Genomic DNA, 21,163 nt, shown 5'->3' with positions numbered 1-21,163 from the left:
GCTGCGACACTTGCGGCCACCGCGCATGAATAGAAAAACGAGGGATCAACGTGTTACCGGTTATTGGAATTGTTCTTGTCGTTGGCCTTGTCTTTGGTGGCTATCTTGGTGCTGGTGGTTCCATGACCATCATCCTCAAGGCCCTCCCCTTCGAAATGGTCATGATCGGCGGCGCGGCTCTCGGCGCGTTTGTGCTGGGCAACGATCTGGCCACGATCAAAGGATGCGGCCGCGACATCGTCAAAGTGTTCAAAGGGCCGAAATGGCAGGCAGCCGACTACCGCGACCTGCTGTGCCTGTTGTTCCAACTCATCTGGCTCGCGCGGCAGAACCCTGTCGCCGTAGAAGAGCATATCGAGTCTCCTGAAACGTCCTCCATTTTCGGCGCTTATCCCAAAATCCAGAAAGACCATGACGCCATAGAGTTGATTTGCGACACGATGCGCGCGGCGTCGATGAACTATGATGACCCGCATCAGGTGGAAGAGGTCATTGACAAACGGCTTGACGCACGGCGGGACCATGCATTGCACACGAGCCATGCTGTTCAGGTCGTGGCGGATGCCCTGCCAGCCTTGGGTATCGTGGCCGCCGTGCTTGGTATCATCAAGACCATGGGCGCGATTGACGAACCCCCAGAAGTACTTGGAAAAATGATCGGTGGCGCGTTGACCGGCACCTTTCTTGGCGTGTTTCTCGCCTATGGCTTTGTCGGTCCAATCGCTGGTCGGATGGGTGCAATCGTTGCCGAAGACGACCATTTTTTTCAACTTATTCGAGAGGTTCTGATCGCCAATATGCACGCCCATCCGGCGAATATTTGCATCGAAGTCGGGCGCCAGAATGCGCCGCATCAATTCCGGCCCGATTTCTCCGATCTTGAATCTGCCATGCGCGAATTGAAGAAAGCGGCGGCTTGATTCATGCGTTATCCGGGCCTGATCTTTGCGATTGCCTTGTGCGTCTGTGTGCCGATGCGCGTCGGCGCTCAGGGCATAGACACCATACTGCGCGCGGGCGAGCATCGTGATTTCACCAGGCTTGTCATGGCGCTGCCCGACGGCACGGAGTGGCGGTTGCAGGATGGAACGGGCCATGTCGACCTGATATTCAATGCCCCTAATCTGCGGGTGGATCTGTCTCAGACATTCGAGCGGATCCCGCGCACCAGACTGCGCGCAGTAGAGCCGCTTGAAAACGGGATCAGGATGTTTTTGAACTGCCCCTGTCGGGTTGAGCCGGTCAACGGCATTATCGGACAGGCCGTGCTTGACATTCGATCGCCAGAGGACGCCTCCCCTGCGCCCAACCCCGGCATCCGCCCTCCGGCCCGTCCGGGCAGCCCGCCCATCAACTCTGTGGCGCAACAGGCGGGAGAGCGTCTTGCGAAAATTCTGCGCGGGCAGCCGGACACGCGGCCCACAGACAGGTTCGCTTTGGAAAACAGGTTTGCGCCGATCCCAACGCCGCGCCCGCCGGACACTCCCCGAGAGGCGACATCCCCAATGGTGGCGACCGAAGTCACCGACAATCTATTGAGTGCGATATCAGGTGCTGTGTCGAACGATCTTCTCACAGCAGATACGCAATTCACACCGCCAACGGATGGTCCACAAATTTCCCTTTCGGACGATGCGGCGCGTCATGTCCTGACACAACGTTCCCGTGGTGCAGAACCCGAGGACCTGCCAGAACAGACTTGCACAAATGCGATTTCAGACTTCATAAGCGCATGGCCTGCCGAGTTGGATATGCAATCTGGGTCTGGCAACTGGTCAAGCCTGTATGACCCTTTGGATAGGGTGGATCGGGCTGCCGCGACGCGTTTGTTGCAACGCTTTCTGGGCAATGGTCTTGGTACAGAAGCCAGAAGTGTTTTGTCTCTTATGCCAGAAACACGACATACTGCACCCATCCGAAGTCTTACCTACCTGCTTGATCTGGAACCGCCGCCCGACCCGGATGAACTCTTGCAATATGCCGCGTGTTCCGACCTCGACGCGCTCTGGGCCTTTCTGAGCAGCCCGAGCCAAAGCCTGTCACTGCCGAATATGGAAAACCGTATCGTCAGAGCGGCACAAGCGTTGTCACCCCATTTGCGAGCACATCTGGGACCTGCGATTATCCACCGGCTTTTGCGTCATGGTGCGCCGAATGGGGCATCCTTGGTGCAATCGGTGCTCGACCGGTCGCATCCGGAAACGGATGCCAACAGGACGACACCCGAGCTTTTGTTGGCCCAGCCGGGGGCAATTGCCGCGCTGGAACGCCCAGACATTCTGGCCCTCGCGGACGAAGACCTGCTGCTGATACTGGAAAATGCGCAGACCCACGCGCGCACGCTTCCGGCGGATGTTCTGAGCGTCGCGATCGACCGGCAATTTGCCCTGCGCCGCAGTGCTCTGGGGCGCAGCTTCGCGCAACTGACTGCGCGGGCGCTGGCAACCGCCGGTGAGTTCGATGCGGCATTCCGAATGGCAAATGATGGCGAAACCGGCCTTGACGACCGGGAACGCACCGTCCTTCTCTCGGCACTGTTCAACGCGCTATCGCAAACTGCGCCTGACACCACCTTTGTGACAACGGTATTCTCGCAAGAACCATGGCAGAATGCTGCACTCTCGCAAGAAACGCGGACAGAGCTTGGACTGCGGCTGACAGAACTGGGATTTGCGGAAGCGGCTTCACGGCTTCAACCGCCAAGACCAGAGAGCCGCGACACCGCGCAAGCCACGTCCCCACCAATGCCCGGCGCTAACGGTTCCACCACATTTTCGCCCGCGCCGCCCTTGTCCGATGCCGCGGAGTCGACAGGTCGCGGGACCGCCAACATAGCAGTACTGCAAGACCCGTCGGCCAGTGCGTCAGCAAATCCTGCGGACTTGGCGCAACCCCCCGATCCATCTGACATTGGCCCAAGGGTTGCGGCGCAGCCGAATTCTCGGCAAGCATCGCAAGACGACGCGCAGGGATTGTTGGCGCAAGGGCGTCGCAGCCTCGAAAGTTCCGAAGCGTTGCGCGCGCGGTTGGACGCGCTTCTCGGCGATAGCCCTGACGCGCAGGACCTGACACAATGATGGACTTGGCACCGGACACGACAGCGCGCGCAAAGTCAGACGAATTGTTCGCGGATCAAGCGTTCTTCCAACCCATGGCCCGGATCGAACAGCAATTTGTGAACGATGTCGGCCCGCGACACGATATCGACCGCGACGATACCGCGCACCGAGCGGCTGTCGGCATCGGCCATGACAGGGCGTTTATCGGGTTCCACCACCTCGAACCGGACCTTCGAGGATGTCGGCAGCAAAGCGCCCCGCCAGCGCCGTGGGCGGAATGCCGCGACCGGGGTCAAGGCCAAAACATCCGACCCGACCGGCAGAATCGGCCCATGAGCGGAGTAGTTATACGCTGTCGAGCCCGCAGGCGTGCTGAGCATCGCGCCATCACAGATCAACTCGGCCAACCGTTCGCGCCCATCCACCAAGATGCGCAGCTTGGCGGCTTGCGCGCCTTGGCGCAACAGCGACACCTCGTTGATCGCAAGCGCGTGCGACACAGAGCCATCGACCCGTTCCGCGCGCATGTCCAGCGGGTTGAGCGGCGCCATTTCCGCTGCCGCAAGCCGCTCGTAAAGGCCATCTGGCGAATAGGCGTTCATCAGAAAACCGACCGTGCCCCGGTTCATTCCGTAGACTGGCAGGTCGATATGCTGCGTGGCGTGAAGGGTCTGCAACATGAATCCATCGCCGCCAAGCGCCACGATCACATCCGCCTCGTCTATGGTGACGGCCTCGTATCTGGCGGTCAATTCGGCCAATGCGGCTTGCGGCGCAGCGACCGAACTGGCGACGAATGCGATCTTGCGGGTCATGGATGGCGCTCCTGCACATGCGCGATGGCGGTGTTGTGGCCTGTAACATGCGCGTTTGGCAAGCACTTGCTGACAGCGCAGGTCATGTCGCGCGGATGCTCCGGCGTCGCGGTTTTGGCGAAATGTGGCGCAAACAAGCCTTCCACAACGCGGTTTCATGCTCTAGATGAGCAGTAATTTCACCCATTGCCGGAGGCCGCCATGGACATCACACCCCGCGATACAGGTTTTTTCACCGAAACGCTGGAGAGCCGAGACGCCGAATTGTTTGCGGCCATGCAGCAGGAATTGGGACGCCAGCGCGACGAAATCGAATTGATCGCGTCGGAGAACATTGTGTCCGCAGCTGTCATGCAGGCGCAAGGGTCTGTGTTGACCAACAAATACGCCGAGGGCTATCCAGGGCGCCGCTACTACGGCGGTTGCCAGTATGTGGACGTTGCCGAGAACATGGCCATTGAACGGGCGTGCAAGCTGTTTGAGTGCGACTTCGCCAATGTACAGCCCAATTCCGGCAGCCAGGCCAACCAAGGCGTGTTCACGGCGCTGCTGAAACCGGGCGACACCATTCTGGGCATGAGCCTGGACGCAGGCGGCCACCTGACCCATGGCGCCAAGCCCAATCAGTCGGGCAAATGGTTCAACGCGGTGCAATACGGTGTGCGCGAAGGCGATTACGCCATCGACTATGATCAGATTCAGGCGTTGGCGACCGAACACCAGCCCAAAATGCTGATCGCGGGCGGGTCGGCCATTCCGCGCATCATCGATTTTGCACGTATGCGCGAGATCGCAGACAGCGTGGGGGCCTACCTGTTGGTGGATATGGCGCATTTCGCGGGTCTGGTGGCGGCGGGCCTGTACCCCAGCCCCTTCCCGCATGCGCATGTCGCCACCACCACCACGCATAAAACCCTGCGCGGCCCGCGCGGCGGCATGATCCTGACCAATGACGCGGCGCTGGCTAAGAAATTCAACAGCGCGATCTTCCCCGGCATTCAGGGCGGCCCGCTGATGCATGTGATCGCGGCCAAGGCCGTCGCCTTTGGCGAGGCGCTGCGCCCCGGTTTTCGCGATTACCAAAAACAGGTTATCGCCAATGCGCAGGCTATGGCCGCGCAACTGGAACAGGGCGGTTTGGCCACCGTAACTGGCGGGACCGATACGCATTTGCTGCTGGTGGACCTGCGACCCAAGGGCGTGAAGGGCAATGCGACCGAAAAGGCATTGGGCCGTGCGCATATCACCTGCAACAAAAACGGTATTCCGTTCGACACCGAAAGCCCGATGGTGACAAGCGGCATCCGGCTTGGCACGCCCGCAGGCACCACCCGCGGATTTGGCGAGGCGGAATTCCGCCAGATCGCCGACTGGATTGTCGCGGTGGTAGATGGGTTGGCCGCCAATGGTGAGGATGGCAATGCAGAGGTCGAGACGCGGGTGAAGGCCGAAGTGGCCGACCTTTGCGCCCGGTTCCCGATCTATCCGCAGCTTTAATGCGGCTTGCGCAAGTCTCTTACGGCACAGCAGGGGCGACACCGCCCCTGTTGGTGGTGCACGGCCTGTTCGGGTCGGCGCGCAATTGGGGTGCGATTGCCAAGCGGCTGGCAGATGATCGCCACATTATTGCTGTCGATCTGCGCAACCACGGGGAAAGCCCTTGGGACGACGCCCAAGATTACCCCGCGATGGCGGCCGATCTGGCAGAGTTGATTGCCGAACAGGGCGCGCCGATGGATGTGCTGGGGCATTCCATGGGTGGCAAGGCGGCAATGGTGCTGGCGCTGACGCGGCCAGAATTGGTGAACCGCTTGCTGGTCGCCGATATTGCGCCAGTGGCTTACGAACATACGCAACGCCACTTTGTCGCCGCCATGCAGGGCATGGATCTGTCGCGCGTGTCCACCCGTGCAGAGGCGGATGCCGCGCTGGGTGAGACCGTTTCTGATAACGGTGTGCGCGCCTTCCTGCTGCAATCGCTGGACCTGCGCGCTGAGCCACCACGCTGGCGGCTGAACCTGCCCGTTCTGGACCGCGACATGGATAAGATCACCGGCTGGCCCGACGACGTACAGGGCAGGTTCGACGCCTCTGCGTTGTTCCTGAGCGGCGCAAATTCCGACTATGTCCAGCCGGAACACCGCCCCGCCATCAAGGCTCTGTTTCCCAATGCGCGCTTTGCCAAGATCCCGGATGCGGGTCATTGGCTGCACGCAGAGGCCCCGCGCGCGTTCGAACACACGGCGCGGGCGTGGTTTGACTAAGGCATCACGCCGCTTCGTTGGCCAAGATCATCTTGGCGACGACCCAGCTTGCGATAAGCCCGACCACGCTACCGGCTGCGGCCCAAGCGAGGATCGGCTGCAACGTGTCTTGGCCGATCACCAGCGCGATGACCACGCCGATCCCGGCACAGGTCGCACCGGCAATGCTGAAGATAAGCGAGAACAGACGGAACATATGCAAACTCCTGAAGGTTGTGGAACTTGCGATAATCTTAGGCGGTTGCGCGACGAGTCGCCTTGATCTGGCGCAAACGGGACTCTGACCTGGTGTGACGTGCCGGCGATGGTCGGTGCCTTAGTCCGGGCAGGACAAGCGGGCGCTAAGCACCCCGATATCGCCTTCGACACTGTTTTCGCGCAGATCGCAGCCGGTCGCGTCACGCATGGCGCGCATCAGTGTCGCGCGCAGATGCGGTTTGTCTGCGCGGCGCGCAAAGCCGTGCCGAATAGCCTCAACCCGGTCATCCGCCCGCCAGACGGTAATTTCGTAGCCACCACGCGTCAGCTTCGTCGGCTCTGCCCGCCCAAGCTGGGGGGAGGGGCTGTCACAAGCGGCCAGCATCAGAAAAAGGACAAGGGCAACACGCATGGATGCATGAAGCCACGGAATGGTTAACGTACGTTTAACGCCATCGAAAAAGCCAACCGCAGTCTTTTGCCGCTCATAAAGCTGTTTGCCTGAGGAGCGTTATTCCGGGCAATCATCACTTTGGGTCAGACAGGCCGCCGCTGCCGTGCGCGCGGCTTGTTCGGCCTGTGCGGTCATGACATCCAGCAAGGCCCCCGACAGCGTGGCCGCCTGCACAAAGCCCTGTTCCTGAGCGACCAGCGCCCAAGTCAATGCGGCTTGAAAACTCTCGCGCCCGCCCTGCCCGCGCGCATGCATCAGCGCAAGGTTATGGCTGGCCGCGCCGAACCCCGCCAAGCCCGCGCGGCGATACCACATCCGCGCCGCTTCGGGGTCAGTCTCGAACAGCGCGCGGCCAAGGTTGAACTGTGCTTCGGTATGACCAGCCTCGGCGGCGCGGGCGAACCACTCGGTCGCGGCAGGATCATCCGCCTCTGCCAGCACCGCGCCCAAGGCGAATTGTGCGTCGATGTGCCCTGCATCCGCGGCTTGCCGGAACCATCGCGCAGCCTGCCCGCGCGCCGCGTCGCCCAACAGCCCGCGATCGTGCAACAGGCCAAGGCTGTGCGCGGACCCCGCATCACCCTGCCCGGCGGCTGCGGCATACCAGCGCGCGGCCCCGTCCCAATCCCCGGCATCGGCCAACAGGCCCGCAAGCGCCGTTTGCGCCGGCAGGTGCCCCGCTTCGGCCGCAAGCGTGAACCAGCGCAGCGCATCCGTCCCGTCACGCAGCGCCAGCACACCAAGGTTGTATTGCGCCAGCACATCGCCGCGTTCGGCCAAGTGCTGCCAGATGGCACGCGCGGTCACGGCATCACCCTCGCGCAGCGCCGCCAGCCCGTCCGCGGCGCGCAACTGCGCCTGCGCCGGAGCGCCCACCAGACCAACCAGTGCAATGATCCATGCCCAGCGCATTTCCGCCCTTCCCGAGTCGGTTCACGCTATAGGGCGCGGGCACGCCAGTGTCACGCCTTTGTGACGGGTTGCGCGCGGGGGTTGTGGCGCTTATGCCAAGCGCCGAAAGGAATGCCCATGGATGCAGCAGAAATCACCGGTTTGTTCACCCGTGCCGACGGCCAGTTCCTGTGCGCGCGTTGGGGGCGGCCCATCGTGCCGGTGGTGTTCGGCGTGGAAGACGCCACGCTGCAAACGGTCAAAGGCGCGATAGAGGCGGTCGTCACACTCGCCAACCACAAGATGGCAGAAACCGACCCCGAACTGGGCGCGAACCTGATGGTGTTCTTCTTTCGCGACTGGGCGGAGTTGCTGGAGGTGCCCAACCTTGACCGTCTGGTCGAGGGGCTGGGACCATTGGTCGCGCGCTTGCAAGCGGCGAGGGCCAATCAATACCGCGTGTTCCGGTTTGACGAGGCGAACGCCATTCGCGCAGCCTTTGTGTTCGTGCGGATGGATGATGCGCTGGCAGAGGTTGATGCAGAGACCTTGGCGCTGTCGCAGGCGGTGCAGGTGATCCTGCTGTGGTCTGAAACGGCCTTTACCGACCGCTCGGCCTTGGCGGTGGCGGGCGAACAGACCATCCTGCGGCCAGAGATCGGCGCGCTGATCCGCGCGGCGTATGACCCGGTGCTTCCTGCGGTCGCCACCGACCCCACCCACGCGCTGCGGCTGGCGGCGCGGATGGGGGATGTGCAGTAGCCCTCAGTTGCGCGGCATGACGGCCAGTTCCAGCACGCTTGCGCGCTCTGGCTGGGTTAGCGCGAACAGGACGGCCTCTGCAATGTCCTCGGGTTTCAGCTTGTCGGGCTTGGGCTCTTCGAAAAACGGTGTGTCGATCATGCCGGGTGCGATCAGCGTGCAGCGCCCGCCCCAGTCGCGCATTTCTTGCGCCATGTTGCCCGCATAGCCCTGCACGAACCATTTGCTTGCCCCGTAGATAGAGCCGGGCAAATGCACTTTACCCGCCATGGACCCCGTCAACACAAGATGCCCCTTGGTCTTGCGTAATTCTGGCAGGGCCGCGCGCGTGGTGTAGAGCAGGCCCATGATGTTCAGGTCGATCATCGCGCGCCATTCTTCCGGATCGCCCGCTTCGGTGCCGGGGGTGTCGAGCCCGGTACCAGCATTGGCAAAAGCCGCATCCAGCCTACCGAAATGCTCTATCGTGCGGGAAATGGCGTCTTCCTGCGCCAGCAGATGCGTTGCGTCGCCGCTGATCGTCAGCGCCGCGTCGCCCAGCTCTGATTGCAAGGCTTTGAGCTTGTCGGCGCTGCGTGCGAACAGGCTGACATTCCATCCGGCAGCGACGGCCGCGCGCGCCGTGGCCGCCCCGATCCCGCTGGATGCGCCGGTGATGAACAGGGTCTTGCGATCTGACATGATATGCCTCCGTGTGGTTGTGTCAGAGCTTCACCTATGCAGCACCTGTGGACCCACAACCCCTTGTCGTGTGACGGTCTTGGCGATAGGCCACAGTCGAACCAAGGCCACAGGCAAGCCATGACCCATTCCCACCCCGTTCGCGTTTATTACGAAGATACCGACATGGCCGGGATCGTCTATTACGCGAATTACCTGAAGTTCATCGAACGTGGCCGGTCGGAATGGGTGCGGGGGCTGGGCGTTGATCAAGCGCAGATGAAAGCGACTGGCGGCGGTGTTTTCGCCGTGCGCCGCGTGGTTGCAGACTACCGCGCGCCTGCCGTTTATGACGACCTGCTAGAGGTGCGCACCCGGTATCTGAGCCATTCCGGCGCGCGTCTGATCCTGCATCAGGCGGTGCTGAGGGGCGCAAAGCTGCTATTCGAGGCCGAGGTAACGCTGGTATGCATCAGTGATGCGGGACGTCCCATTCCCCTACCGGAACGGCTGGTTGCGGAAATCGGTAAAAATCCGCCGCAAGAGGCGGAATAAACCAAGGGTATAACGCCATCGTGTTGGTGTCGCGCTTGTCTTGCTGTATGGTCTGGATCAAAGCCGCCGTCAGATGCGGCCCCCAAACCCGAGCAGACTCATGGACCCGACCACACTGACCGCTGCGCAAGAGATCGACTTCTCGTTGATTGCGCTGTTCGCCCGCGCCACGCTGACCGTGAAGCTGGTGATGATCTCGTTGATTGTCGCCTCTTTCTGGTCATGGGCGATCATCATTCAAAAACACATCCGCTACCGCCGTGCGCGGGCCGAGGCAGAGTCGTTCGACGCGGCCTTCTGGTCGGGCGAGCCGTTGGACCAGTTGTTCGACCAGATCGGTCCCAATCCCGCCAGCCCGCCCGAACGCGTGTTTTCGGCCGGAATGGCCGAATGGCGGCGGTCGCACCGCGCGGATGGCGGGCTGATCCCCGGTGCCGTCGCGCGGATTGACAGGTCCATGGATGTGGCCATCGCGCGCGAAGGGCGAGACCTCACACGCGGGTTGACCTTTCTGGCCTCTGTCGGGTCGGCCAGCCCGTTCATCGGGTTGTTCGGCACGGTCTGGGGTATCAAATACGCGTTCGAGGAAATTGCCCTTGCGCAATCCACGAACCTTGCGGTCGTCGCACCGGGTATTGCAGAGGCGCTTCTGGCGACGGGTCTGGGCCTGCTGGCCGCCATTCCCGCCACGATCTTTTACAACAAGCTGAGCGATGACAGCGACGAGATCCTGTCGGGCTACGAAGCCTTCGCGGACGAGTTCAACACCATCCTGTCGCGCCAACTGGACGCAGCCTGACCATGGGCGCGCAACTGATGGGCAAATCCAAGGGCGGAGGACGGCGCGGGCGGCGTGCGCGCACGGGCCGCATGTCGGAAATCAACGTCACGCCGTTTGTCGATGTGATGCTGGTGCTGCTGATCATCTTCATGGTCGCAGCCCCCATGCTGACGGTGGGTGTGCCGGTGGAACTACCGCGCACCTCGGCGGGCGCGCTGCCAGCCGAGCAAGAGGAGCCGCTATCCGTCACCTTGACCGCAGACGGACAAGTCATGTTGATGAATAGCGAAATCGGCGCGGATGAGTTGATACCCCGCCTGCGCGCGGTCGCGTCCGAGCGGTCCAACCGCAAGGTGTTCCTGCGCGCCGACGGGTCCATCCCGTATGAGCGGGTGGTGCAGGTCATGGGCGCCCTGAACGCGGGCGGGTTCAACGATATCGGGCTGGTCACAGAACAGGGCGGCCCGCGATTTGACGGGCAAGGCAACTAGGGGCCATTCGCCAATATGAGCGTTGCAAGCGACATTGTCGGACGGATGGACACGGGCCAAAAGGCCTCTGCCGTGCTGCACCTTGGCCTTGTGGCCTGGGTGTTGGTGTTCGACCTGTTCGCCGCGCCCTCGAATGAGCGCGACATGCCGGTGGCCGAGGTGTCGCTGGTCAGTGCAGAAGAGTTCGCGGCAATGAGCGGGGCGCAAGCGCCCGTCCCTGCCCCCGAGCCGACACCCGAACCGGAACCGGAACCGGAACCAGCGCCCGAACCAGAGCAGATTCAGCCGCCTGCCCCCATGCCGGAACCTGAACCAGACCCGACACCCGCCCCCGCGCCGGACTCGACCGGGGCGATCTTTTCGCCCGCGCCGACCCCCGGCGCGACGGAGCGTCCTGCCCCACGCCCCGTGGACCGCGTGGCCCCGACGCCATCGGACGCGCCACCAGAGGACGCCACGATCGACCTGACCGCGCAACCGCAGACCAGCGCGGACGCGCAGGGCGATGTGGTCTTGCCCGAACAGGACCAAGCCGCCCCACCAGAGGCGACGACCGAAATCGTGACCGAAGCCACCGAAACGGAAACCGACAGTCTGGACCGCGCCGCAGCCGCGCCCACGGTCAGCCCAAGGCCGCGCACGCGGCCAGAGCGCCCCGCGCCGACGCCGGTCGAGGTTGCTGAAACGCCGGACCCCGAGCCGACGCCAGAGCCAGCGCCAGAACCGGAGCCGGAGCCCGCGCCGGAACCAGATGTCGCGGACGAGGTCGCCGACGCCGTGGCCGCCGCGCTGGCCGACAGCCTTGCGGGCCTTGGCACACCGGGCCCTCAGTCGGGGTTCAGCGCATCAGAGGCCGACCGCCTGCGCCTTGCGATCCAGCAGTGCTGGAACATTGGCACCCTCTCCACCGAAGCGCAGCAGGTCACCGTCACCGTGGGCTTTTCTATGACACCGGGCGCGATGCCCGAACAGGGCAGCATCTACATTGTCGAAAGTTCTCAAGGGTCGGACGGTGCCATTGCGCAAGCTTTCGATGCCGCACGCCGCGCCATCATCCGTTGCGCAAGCTCAAGCAATGGCTACGGCCTGCCGCCAGAGCAATATGACGCTTGGCGCGATGTCGAGATTACATTCAACCCCGAAGGGATGAGACTGCGATGACACGGCTTTTGATTGCTTTTCTGGCGCTCTGGATGGGTTTTGGCATGGCGGCGCAGGCACAGCCCTTGCGCTTGCAGATCACCGAAGGGGTCATCGAGCCGATGCCCTTCGCCGTTCCCGCCTTCGTGCCGGAAGATCAGGGCGGTGGCCAATATGCAGAGGCGCTCTCGCGGGTGGTCGCCGCGAACCTGTCGGGCACGGGCTTGTTTCGCGAAGTGTCGCCCGCCGCGCATATCGCGCGGATCACCAGCTTTGACGCAGGCGTGTCCTATCCCGATTGGCGGGCGGTCAACGCCCAAGCCCTGATCGTGGGGTCGGTGGCGGCCAGTGGCAATAACCTGACCGTCAAGTTCCGCCTGTTCGACGTGGTGTCGGGGCAGCAAATGGGCCAAGGGCTGCAATTTGCGGGCACGGTGCAGGACTGGCGGCGCATGGCGCATAAAGTGTCGGACGCGGTCTATAGCCAGATCACCGGCGAGGGCGGCTATTTCGACAGCCGTGTTGTCTTCGTGGCCGAATCTGGCCCGCGCGAAAACCGCGTCAAACGGCTGGCAATCATGGATCAGGACGGCCAGAACATCCGCACCCTGACCGACGGGCGCGCTTTGGTCATAGCGCCGCGCGTGTCGCCCACTGGCGACAAGGCAGTCTACACCACCTACCAGACCGGCAGCCCGCGCATTGCGCTGATGGATTTGCGGTCGGGGCAAGCACAGCTTGTGGGCGAGATACCGGGCGCGATGACCTTCTCGCCCCGATTTTCGCCCGACGGGCGCGCGCTGGTGTTTTCCGCCGCGATGGGCGGCACGACAGACCTGTTTCGGCTGGACCTTGGCACCGGCCAGATGGTGCGCCTGACCAATTCGCCAGCGATTGCCACGGCTCCCAGCTTTTCGCCCGACGGGCGGTTCCTGACCTTCGAATCCGACCGGTCAGGGGCCAGCCAGATCTATGTCATGCCCGCAAACGGGGGCGAGGCGCAGCGCATCAGCTTTGGTCAGGGCCGCTATTCGACGCCGGTCTGGTCGCCGCGCGGCGATCTGATCGCCTTTACCAAGTCGCATGCCGGGCGCTTCCATATCGGCGTCATGCGCTCTGACGGGTCCGAAGAACGCCTGCTCACGGCTTCTTTCCTTGACGAAGGGCCGACTTGGGCGCCAAACGGGCGTGTCATAATGTTCACCCGAGAGGCGCAAGGGGGTGATCCCGCGCTTTACGCAGTGGATATCTCGGGGCGCAACCTGCGCCGCGTGCCGCTTTCTTCCTCGGCCAGCGATCCGGCCTGGGGCCCGCTCTTGCCATAACAATGGGACACACGACATGAATTTGACCACAAAATCGCTTCTCTTGCTGGCGGGGCTTGCGCTGGCCGCGTGTAACAACCCGCGCCCCGGCATGTTCGGCGGCGGCGGGGCCAATGGGTTTGGCGGCGAGGGAGGCATCACCACCGGCACACTGGGCGACCCCAATGACCCGCGCTCTGTCGCGCATTTCCAGCAACGCATCGGCGACAGGGTGTTTTTTGACGACAACAGTTCTGACCTGACGCCCGAAGGCCGCAGCACCTTGTCCGGTCAAGCCGCATGGCTGCGCGCTAACCCGCAATTTGCGGTTGTTGTCGAAGGGCACGCGGATGAACGCGGCACCCGCGAATACAACGTCGCCTTGGGTGCGCGCCGCGCCGACACGGTGCAACGCTTCCTGATTTCCGAAGGGGTGGCCGCCAACCGGCTGCGCACAGTCAGCTACGGCAAGGAACGCCCGGTCGAAGCCTGCGCCGAGCCGCGCTGCTGGAACCGGAACCGCCGCGCGGTGACGGTCGTGTCGGGCGGGGCTGCGGGGTAAGCCATGCACGCGTTGCGCGCCATCATCCTGACCCTTGTGCTTGCCGCCCCGGCAAGTGCCGACACCGTGGCCGAATTGCGCGCGGAGCTGACCGCGCTGACGGGTGCCGTAGCGGATCTGGCGCGCGAGCTGTCCTCTGGCGAGGGGGCATCGCAGCCGGGTTATGACGGCAGCCTGCTGGACCGCGTCGACCGGATGGAGGCGGCTTTGGCAGACCTGACGGGGCGCACAGAGGAATTGGAATTCCGCATCCGCCGCGCGATTGATGCCGCATCGAACCGTTTGGGCGATCTGGAATTTCGTCTGACAGAACTGGAGGGCGGCAGCACTGACGGGCTGTCGCCACCCGCCCTTGGCCAATCCATGCCCGATCTGTCGCAGCCCCAGCTTGCGGCTGGCGAACAGCGGGCCTTCGATGCCGCCATGGCGCTGGCCGCAGAGGGCGCACCACAAGAGGCCGCTACGGCGCTGGCGCAATTCATCGAAACCTATCCGGGCTCTCCGCTTGGCCCCGAGGCGAGCTTCAAACTGGCCGAGGTCAATCGCGATCTGGGCCGCGAACCCGACGCCGCGCGCGCCTATCTGAACCTGTATATGGCCGCGCCCGACGGGCCAGACGCACCACGCGCGCTGTTGGCTTTGGGCGAAAGCCTTGGACGGCTGGATCAGGTGGCAGAAGCCTGCGCCATGTTCGACGAGCTGCGCGCCCGTTTCGCCGGAAGCCCGCAAGCGGCGCAGGCAGACGACGCGCGCGCGCGGCTTGCCTGCCCTTGACCACCCTGCCCGACCGCTTCAACGGCGCGATGGATACCCTGTTGCCGGACCCGCCCCAAGCCCTTGGGTTGGCAGTGTCGGGCGGTGGCGATTCCATGGCGCTGTTGCATCTGGCCAGCGGTTGGGCCGCGCGCCACGGCTGCCGGTTGTATGTTGCATCGGTCGATCACGGGTTACGGCCCGAAGCAAAGGGCGAATGCGCGCTGGTCGCCGCACGGGCCGCAGGGTTGGCCGCACCGCATGACATCTTGCCATGGTCGTGGGACGGGCGCGGCAATCTGCAAGACCGCGCGCGGCAGGCCCGCCAAGACCTGTTGGCAGCATGGGCCAATGCGCGCGGGATCACGCATGTCGCGCTGGGGCACACCCGCGACGATCAGGCGGAAACCCTGCTGATGCGGCTGAAGCGCGGCTCTGGCGTGGACGGGTTGGCGGCCATGGCACCTGCCCGCACTGCCAAAGGACTGACATGGCTGCGCCCGCTGTTGGATACGCGCCGCGACACGTTGCGCGCCCATCTGCGCAGCCTTGGCTGGGACTGGGCCGACGACCCCAGCAATGATGACACGGGCTATGAACGGGTGCGCACCCGGCAGGCAATCGCGACCTTGGGGCTGGATGTTGACCGGCTGGCAGAGACCGCGGACCGCATGGCCGCAGCGCGCAGCGTGCTGGACAATGCCGCGCAACAGGCCGCAGGTGCGTTGGTGCGTCAAGAGCACGGCGACCTGCTGCTGGACCGTGCCGGACTGAGCGCCTTGCCAGCCGACACGCGGGACCGTCTGGTCGCCGCGGCGCTGTGCTTTGTCGGCAATTCCGCGTATCGCCCCCGCCTGAGCGCCTTGCGCAGCACGCTCGACACCGCGCGCGCCACGCTGCATGGCTGCGTGTTGGTGCAAGGCCCCGACCAGCTGCGTATCTGCCGTGAATGGAAGGCGGTGGACACCGTCACAGCCCCTGCCCCCGGACCGTGGGACGGGCGCTGGCAGATCACCGGCCCGGCACATGACGGGCTGGAAACCCGCGCACTTGGTCCTGTGGGACTGTCGCAAACCGACCGCGCAAGCTGGTTGGTGCCCCGCGACTCCGTGCTCTCAAGCCCGTCGGTCTGGGCGGGTGAGCGGTTGATTGCTGCGCCTCTGGCCGGATTTAACCCGGAATTTCGGGCAAATTGCCGCGCATTGCCGCCCGATTGGCCCGCAACCGGCGACGCTCATTGATTGCGGCGCGGTAATCGCTATGTAACACTGGAACAACGGCGCGACCCGCGCCGACCTGACTAAAGGAGAGGCCCGTGGGCAACGCACGGAATTTCGCTTTCTGGATCGTGCTCTTTCTGCTGATGATCATGTTGTTCAACATGTTCAGCAATGGCAGCAGCACATCCTCGGCACGCAGCGTCAACTATTCGGATTTCATCACGCGCGTGGACAATAACGAGGTCAGCCGCGTGACCATTGATGGCGAACGCATCGTGTTCGTTGGCAGCGACGGCCAGCAATACAGCACCGTGCGCCCCGATGACACCACGCTGACCCAACGCCTGCTGGACCAGAACATTCCGGTCGAAGCGCAGCCGCAGCAGCAGTCAGGCTTCATGTCCACGCTTATGCTGTGGCTGCCGTTCCTGTTGCTGATCGGTGTGTGGATCTATTTCATGAACCGCATGCAGGGCGGTGGCAAAGGCGGCGCGATGGGCTTTGGCAAGTCAAAGGCCAAGCTGCTGACCGAAAAGCAGGGCCGTGTGACGTTTGACGACGTGGCGGGCATTGACGAAGCCAAGGATGACCTTGAAGAAATCGTGGAATTCCTGCGCAACCCGCAGAAATTCTCGCGCCTCGGCGGCAAGATCCCCAAGGGCGCGCTGTTGGTCGGCCCTCCGGGCACGGGTAAAACCCTGCTGGCGCGCGCCGTTGCGGGCGAAGCGGGCGTGCCGTTCTTCACCATCTCCGGCTCTGACTTTGTCGAGATGTTTGTGGGCGTGGGCGCAAGCCGCGTGCGCGACATGTTCGAGCAAGCCAAGAAAAACGCGCCCTGCATCGTGTTCATCGACGAGATCGACGCCGTTGGCCGGTCGCGTGGTGTGGGCTATGGCGGCGGCAATGACGAGCGCGAACAGACGCTGAACCAGTTGCTGGTCGAGATGGACGGTTTTGAGGCCAATGAAGGCATCATCATCGTCGCCGCGACCAACCGTCCTGACGTGCTGGACCCGGCGCTCTTGCGCCCCGGACGCTTCGACCGTCAGGTTCAGGTTCCGAACCCGGACATCAAAGGTCGCGAGCGCATTCTGGGCGTTCACGCCCGCAAGGTGCCGCTGGGCCCGAATGTCGACCTGCGCATCATCGCGCGCGGCACCCCTGGGTTCTCTGGTGCGGACTTGGCAAACCTTGTGAACGAAGCGGCGCTGATGGCCGCGCGCTCGAACCGCCGCTTTGTGGTGATGGATGACTTCGAAAACGCCAAGGACAAGGTCATGATGGGCGCGGAGCGTCGTTCCATGGTCATGACCGAGGATGAGAAGAAGCTGACCGCCTATCATGAGGCAGGCCACGCGGTGGTCGGTCTGCATGTTCCCGAGCATGACCCGATCCACAAGGCCACCATCATCCCGCGCGGTCGTGCGCTGGGTCTGGTGCTGTCCCTGCCGGAGCGCGACCAACTGTCGGTCAGCTACCGCAAATACAAGTCCAAGATCGCCATGGCGATGGGCGGGCGCGTCGCCGAAGAGATCATCTTTGGCGAGGATGCGGTCACGTCAGGCGCGGCCAGCGACATCCAGCAGGTGACGAAAATCGCCCGCGCCATGGTCACGCAATTCGGCTTCGATGAAGAGCTGGGCTATGTCGATTACGCCAATGAGCAGCAAAGCTACCTTGGCAGCTATGGCGGCGGGTCGAACCATTCGGGCATCACCCAGAAGATGATCGATGACAAGGTGCGCGAACTGGTCAACGAAGGCTACGAGACCGCGAAACGTGTTCTGACCGAGCATAAAGAGCATCTCGAAAATCTGGCGCAAGGCCTGCTGGAATACGAAACGCTGACCGGTCCCGAGATTGGGCGCGTCATGCGCGGCGAACCCATCGGACGCGACGATGACGACGCCGATACGCCCAGTAGCGGGACTCCGTCTGTGGCAAGTATCCCGAAAACCCGTGGCCGCAAACGCGGCGGGGACGAAGGCAGCGATGGGATGGAACCCGAACCCAGCGCGTGATCGACCAGATACACTTCAGCGAAAAGCCCGGCCAGATTGGTCGGGCTTTTTTATTCGACGACACCGCAAAAGTGCGAATACGCACGCATCAATAATACCGACCCTCATATCTGGCTCGTAACAGACAAAATGCGCGCAGCGGCTGGGGCGTTGACCCGACTTTCAAATGTGAGGTGCACGATTACCACAGCCGGATATGTTGTGAAATCGCGAGCTTGTGACTATGGTAGCGAAATCAAGGTTTTGAATGGAGAAAAGTTATGCCCCCAGCAAGAATCGTTCTCACTGGGGCTGTCCCAACACTGCCCGGCGATAGCCCAATACCGTTTTTTGACTTCGTGTTTTGGGACTGGCCAGACTTGTTGTCCCAGACATCGACAGAAGTAGAGATCAGAACCCCTGCGACCGGGGCGCTCACCACGATCAATGGTACCGGCTTGTTCGTTGGCGATGATTTCGTTAGCGGCACGATATCCGGGTGGGAAACGCGCGACGCTCAGAATAATCTGGTTGCGACGATCACAGGAATAAGCTGGACTTTCGACGAATTCGACCAAGCCTTGCAAGGGCTGCTGGACGACGACGACCCTACTGCGATGCTGGCCATACTGTCCCAACAAGACCTGATCGTTGATGCGAGGAATGCCACAGGCGCTCAGGTCTTTGGTTTTGGCGACGATGAAAATGAGCTCGTCACGTCAAACATTACCTATTTGGGCAGCAACAACACTGATGATGTGTCTGGCAGCGCGGGAAATGACGACATTTCTGGAAATGGCGGCTACGATTCCATCGTTGGCGGCGGTGGCGGCGATACGCTAAATGGCGGTGACGGGAATGACACCATTCGCGGCCAAGACGGTTTCGATAGCATTCGCGGCAATGACAACGACGATCGCCTTTGGGGCGGCGCGGGCGATGACTCACTGTATGGCGACAATGGTAATGACATTATTGGTGGCGGCGCAGACCAAGACCTGCTCCATGGCGGCGCTGGCAATGACACGCTTTACGGCGGAGGCGGCGAGGACACTCTGAACGCCGATGGCACGCTCACCACAGGGTTCAATGCGTTGTGGGGCATGGGCGGTGCAGATGAAATCAACGCCTCTGACGGCGGCGACCGGATCGGCGGTGGTGGTGGCGCGGACACCATCAATGGCGGCGCAGGCGATGACACCGTCTACGGCGGCATTTACCTTGGGGAAACCACGATCTACGGCAATGGCGGTGACGACGAAATTTACGGCAGTATAGACAATGACACCATTTTCGGCGGCGCGGATGACGACAATATCGGCGGCAACCTCGGCGATGACCGGATCATCGGCGGCACCGGCGACGACACAGTGCGCGGGTTCGATGATGCCGATACCTTCGTGTTCGAGGACGGCCATGACACTTTGCTTGTCGAGGATTTCGACTTCTCCGAGAACGATATGCTGGAACTGGATGCGGACCTGTGGGGCGGTGGCCTGACGACCGCAGCGGTCATCTCGACCTATGGCAATGTGGTTGGTGGCAACCTCGTATTCGACTTTGGCGATGGGGATATTGTCACCCTGCAAGGCATCACCGATACCGCCCAGATGGCGAACTATATCAACATAGTCAACGATCTTGTCGGAGCCTGAGCAACACCGCACGACGGGCATGGGCGCTGAATTAGCGCCCATGTTCTTCGGCCTGACCGGTCGCCCGGCTTGAAGCCGTGGCAGGCGATGCTATGGTGCATCGACATTCGCTTAAGGTCGGACCATGCACGAAAAGCCCTGGATTATCCTGACGCTGCGCCGCACCGGCGGGACAGAATTGACCACGGCGCTTGCAAAGCTGTCGGCCTTTCGCACGATAGAGCATGAGCCGTTCAACGCCGAACGCAAACTGGGTGCAATCACCCAAGCCTTTGATGCACATGGTGATACGGCCCGTTTACGCGCCGACATCGACGCAGCCCTGACCGACACCCCCAACATCAAGCATTGCATCGAAGTGCTGCCCATGGCCGTTACCCGCGAGCTGATCGATGCGGGCCAAGCGCGCGGCTACCACATGATCGTGCTGACCCGCCGGAATGAGGCCAAGCGCATCGGCTCGCTTTTGCTGGCGCAGGCGACCGGCGCTTGGGGCGCGTCAGAGGCCGCAGATGTCTACCCCAAGATCATCGCAGGGTCGCATCAGCCTCATCCGATTGACCTTGCCCGCTTGCCCCACCGTGTGCATGTCGATTTCGCAGCCCTTGGGCAAACCCTGACATTGCTGCGCAATCGTGCCATGCAATGGGACTGGCAAGTGTTCGAGGATATTTACCGCCCTGACGGGTCTGCCGCGACGCAGGTCATCGCGATTGCCGCACGCGCGGGGATCGCGGCCCAGCCCGATGACCCGCGATTGCAGGTCTTCGCCAAAAGCAAGGGGCAGAATTCTGCCGACATCGCGGATTATGTGCCAAATTACGCGGAGGCGCTGGTGCGGCTTCAAACCCTTTGCGCCGCCTGACAAGGACGACCATGCCCGTTTCCACCGCGACAGATCACGGCCACCCTGCTGGCGGGTATGTGTTTATCGTGACCTATGGGCGGTCCGGCTCCACCTTGTTGCAAAACCTGCTCAACACCATCGACGGTGTGGTGCTGCGTGGAGAGAATAACAACACCCTGTGGCACCTGTTTCAGGCATGGCACGCGCTGGACAGCGCCGCCCCGATCCGCGATCTGCGCGCACGCGGCGCGCAAACGGACGCGACCCGCCCATGGTTCGGGGCCGAATTGATCGACCCGGAGGCGCTTGGGCACCAGTTGGCCGCGCTGTTCCGCCGCGAGGTGCTGAACCTGCCCGAACACACGCATATCGGCGGGTTCAAGGAGATCCGCGTGCATGGCGATCCGGAACTGTTTCCGCAATATCTGGATTTCATCGCACGGTTCTTTCCAGGCAGCCGCTTTGTGTTCAACACCCGCGCGCATGACGATGTTGCGCGCTCGGCATGGTGGGCGATTTGCGACCCCGATTTTGTCCGCGCCACGCTGGCAGAGGCGGAAGGGCTGTTTCGGGCCTATGCCGAGGCCCATCCCGACACCAGCCTGATGCTCCATTACGATGACTATATTCGCGACCCTTCTGCGCTGGAACCATTGTTCCGGCGGATGGGCGCGCGCCCGAGTGCCGAACAACTGGAACAGGTGTTTGCCCAGCAATTGAACCATGGCCGTAACCCGGCCTTTCGGACCTGA

Annotated in this window: 22 protein-coding genes; 17 read left to right on the top strand and 5 right to left on the bottom strand. The window is 62.7% G+C overall.

What is annotated here, in order from left to right; translation table 11 throughout:
- Positions 1–50: 50 nt before the first annotated feature.
- Entirely contained in the window at positions 51–920 is an 870-nt protein-coding gene (motA, locus tag ROE7235_RS01530) for a flagellar motor stator protein MotA (RefSeq protein WP_121092899.1), read from the top strand.
- A 3-nt stretch (positions 921–923) separates the two neighbouring features.
- Complete coding sequence (locus ROE7235_RS01525; protein ID WP_121092898.1) at positions 924–3,077, top strand: hypothetical protein; 2,154 nt, start codon at positions 924–926, stop codon at positions 3,075–3,077.
- A gap of 35 nt (positions 3,078–3,112) precedes the next feature.
- Here the strand turns inward: ROE7235_RS01525 and ROE7235_RS01520 are convergent, their stop codons facing one another.
- Positions 3,113–3,874, bottom strand: a complete 762-nt coding sequence (locus tag ROE7235_RS01520; protein WP_121092897.1) for an NAD kinase — start codon at positions 3,872–3,874, stop codon at positions 3,113–3,115.
- Between the two features lie 201 nt (positions 3,875–4,075).
- Here ROE7235_RS01520 and glyA point away from each other — a divergent pair, with 201 nt between their 5' ends.
- On the top strand, positions 4,076–5,371 hold the full coding sequence (glyA, locus tag ROE7235_RS01515) for a serine hydroxymethyltransferase (RefSeq protein WP_121092896.1): 1,296 nt from the start codon (positions 4,076–4,078) through the stop codon (positions 5,369–5,371).
- Entirely contained in the window at positions 5,371–6,138 is a 768-nt protein-coding gene (locus tag ROE7235_RS01510) for an alpha/beta fold hydrolase (RefSeq protein WP_121092895.1), read from the top strand. The genes glyA and ROE7235_RS01510 overlap by 1 nt, the downstream gene beginning before the upstream one ends.
- Positions 6,139–6,142: 4 nt before the next feature.
- Here ROE7235_RS01510 and ROE7235_RS01505 read toward each other — a convergent pair whose 3' ends face one another.
- The 3 genes from ROE7235_RS01505 to ROE7235_RS01495 form a co-directional block, all read right to left on the bottom strand.
- Entirely contained in the window at positions 6,143–6,334 is a 192-nt protein-coding gene (locus ROE7235_RS01505; protein ID WP_121092894.1) for a CTP synthetase, read from the bottom strand.
- A gap of 120 nt (positions 6,335–6,454) precedes the next feature.
- Positions 6,455–6,748, bottom strand: a complete 294-nt coding sequence (locus ROE7235_RS01500; RefSeq protein ID WP_121092893.1) for a hypothetical protein — start codon at positions 6,746–6,748, stop codon at positions 6,455–6,457.
- A gap of 99 nt (positions 6,749–6,847) precedes the next feature.
- Entirely contained in the window at positions 6,848–7,702 is an 855-nt protein-coding gene (locus tag ROE7235_RS01495) for a tetratricopeptide repeat protein (protein ID WP_121092892.1), read from the bottom strand.
- A gap of 117 nt (positions 7,703–7,819) precedes the next feature.
- On the opposite strand from ROE7235_RS01495, the gene ROE7235_RS01490 reads away from it, so the two are divergent.
- Entirely contained in the window at positions 7,820–8,443 is a 624-nt protein-coding gene (locus ROE7235_RS01490) for a hypothetical protein (protein WP_121092891.1), read from the top strand.
- 3 nt (positions 8,444–8,446) lie between these two features.
- Here ROE7235_RS01490 and ROE7235_RS01485 read toward each other — a convergent pair whose 3' ends face one another.
- A complete protein-coding gene (locus ROE7235_RS01485; protein ID WP_121092890.1) occupies positions 8,447–9,124 on the bottom strand; it encodes an SDR family oxidoreductase in 678 nt (225 codons plus the stop codon).
- 120 nt (positions 9,125–9,244) lie between these two features.
- Here ROE7235_RS01485 and ybgC point away from each other — a divergent pair, with 120 nt between their 5' ends.
- From ybgC to ROE7235_RS01425, 12 genes are all read left to right on the top strand, one after another.
- A complete protein-coding gene (gene ybgC / locus ROE7235_RS01480) occupies positions 9,245–9,658 on the top strand; it encodes a tol-pal system-associated acyl-CoA thioesterase (RefSeq protein WP_121092889.1) in 414 nt (137 codons plus the stop codon).
- 100 nt (positions 9,659–9,758) lie between these two features.
- Entirely contained in the window at positions 9,759–10,457 is a 699-nt protein-coding gene (gene tolQ, locus ROE7235_RS01475; RefSeq protein ID WP_121092888.1) for a protein TolQ, read from the top strand.
- 2 nt (positions 10,458–10,459) lie between these two features.
- Positions 10,460–10,930, top strand: coding sequence for a protein TolR (gene tolR, locus ROE7235_RS01470; RefSeq protein WP_121092887.1), 471 nt, complete (start codon positions 10,460–10,462; stop codon positions 10,928–10,930).
- Positions 10,931–10,945: 15 nt separating this feature from the next.
- Positions 10,946–12,091 carry a cell envelope integrity protein TolA gene (tolA, locus tag ROE7235_RS20060; RefSeq protein WP_183073246.1) on the top strand — a complete coding sequence of 382 codons (1,146 nt, stop codon included), beginning with the start codon at positions 10,946–10,948 and terminating at the stop codon, positions 12,089–12,091.
- Positions 12,088–13,395: a Tol-Pal system beta propeller repeat protein TolB gene (gene tolB / locus ROE7235_RS01460; protein ID WP_121092886.1), complete on the top strand. Its 1,308-nt coding sequence runs from the start codon at positions 12,088–12,090 to the stop codon at positions 13,393–13,395. Before tolA ends, tolB begins: the two co-directional genes overlap by 4 nt.
- A 16-nt stretch (positions 13,396–13,411) precedes the next feature.
- Positions 13,412–13,936 carry a peptidoglycan-associated lipoprotein Pal gene (pal, locus tag ROE7235_RS01455; RefSeq protein ID WP_121092885.1) on the top strand — a complete coding sequence of 175 codons (525 nt, stop codon included), beginning with the start codon at positions 13,412–13,414 and terminating at the stop codon, positions 13,934–13,936.
- Positions 13,937–13,939: 3 nt separating this feature from the next.
- Positions 13,940–14,710: a tetratricopeptide repeat protein gene (locus ROE7235_RS01450; RefSeq protein ID WP_121092884.1), complete on the top strand. Its 771-nt coding sequence runs from the start codon at positions 13,940–13,942 to the stop codon at positions 14,708–14,710.
- Complete coding sequence (gene tilS, locus ROE7235_RS01445; protein WP_121092883.1) at positions 14,707–15,930, top strand: tRNA lysidine(34) synthetase TilS; 1,224 nt, start codon at positions 14,707–14,709, stop codon at positions 15,928–15,930. The genes ROE7235_RS01450 and tilS overlap by 4 nt, the downstream gene beginning before the upstream one ends.
- Positions 15,931–16,004: 74 nt before the next feature.
- Entirely contained in the window at positions 16,005–17,930 is a 1,926-nt protein-coding gene (gene ftsH, locus ROE7235_RS01440; protein ID WP_121092882.1) for an ATP-dependent zinc metalloprotease FtsH, read from the top strand.
- A 362-nt stretch (positions 17,931–18,292) separates the two neighbouring features.
- A complete protein-coding gene (locus tag ROE7235_RS01435) occupies positions 18,293–19,564 on the top strand; it encodes a calcium-binding protein (RefSeq protein ID WP_147434149.1) in 1,272 nt (423 codons plus the stop codon).
- Between the two features lie 124 nt (positions 19,565–19,688).
- Positions 19,689–20,429, top strand: a complete 741-nt coding sequence (locus ROE7235_RS01430; RefSeq protein WP_121092880.1) for a hypothetical protein — start codon at positions 19,689–19,691, stop codon at positions 20,427–20,429.
- Positions 20,430–20,440: 11 nt separating this feature from the next.
- Positions 20,441–21,163 carry a sulfotransferase gene (locus ROE7235_RS01425; RefSeq protein WP_121092879.1) on the top strand — a complete coding sequence of 241 codons (723 nt, stop codon included), beginning with the start codon at positions 20,441–20,443 and terminating at the stop codon, positions 21,161–21,163.

Source organism: Roseinatronobacter ekhonensis (assembly GCF_900499075.1).
Lineage (GTDB): Bacteria > Pseudomonadota > Alphaproteobacteria > Rhodobacterales > Rhodobacteraceae > Roseinatronobacter > Roseinatronobacter ekhonensis.
This window is presented reverse-complemented; position numbering and strand designations above follow the sequence as displayed.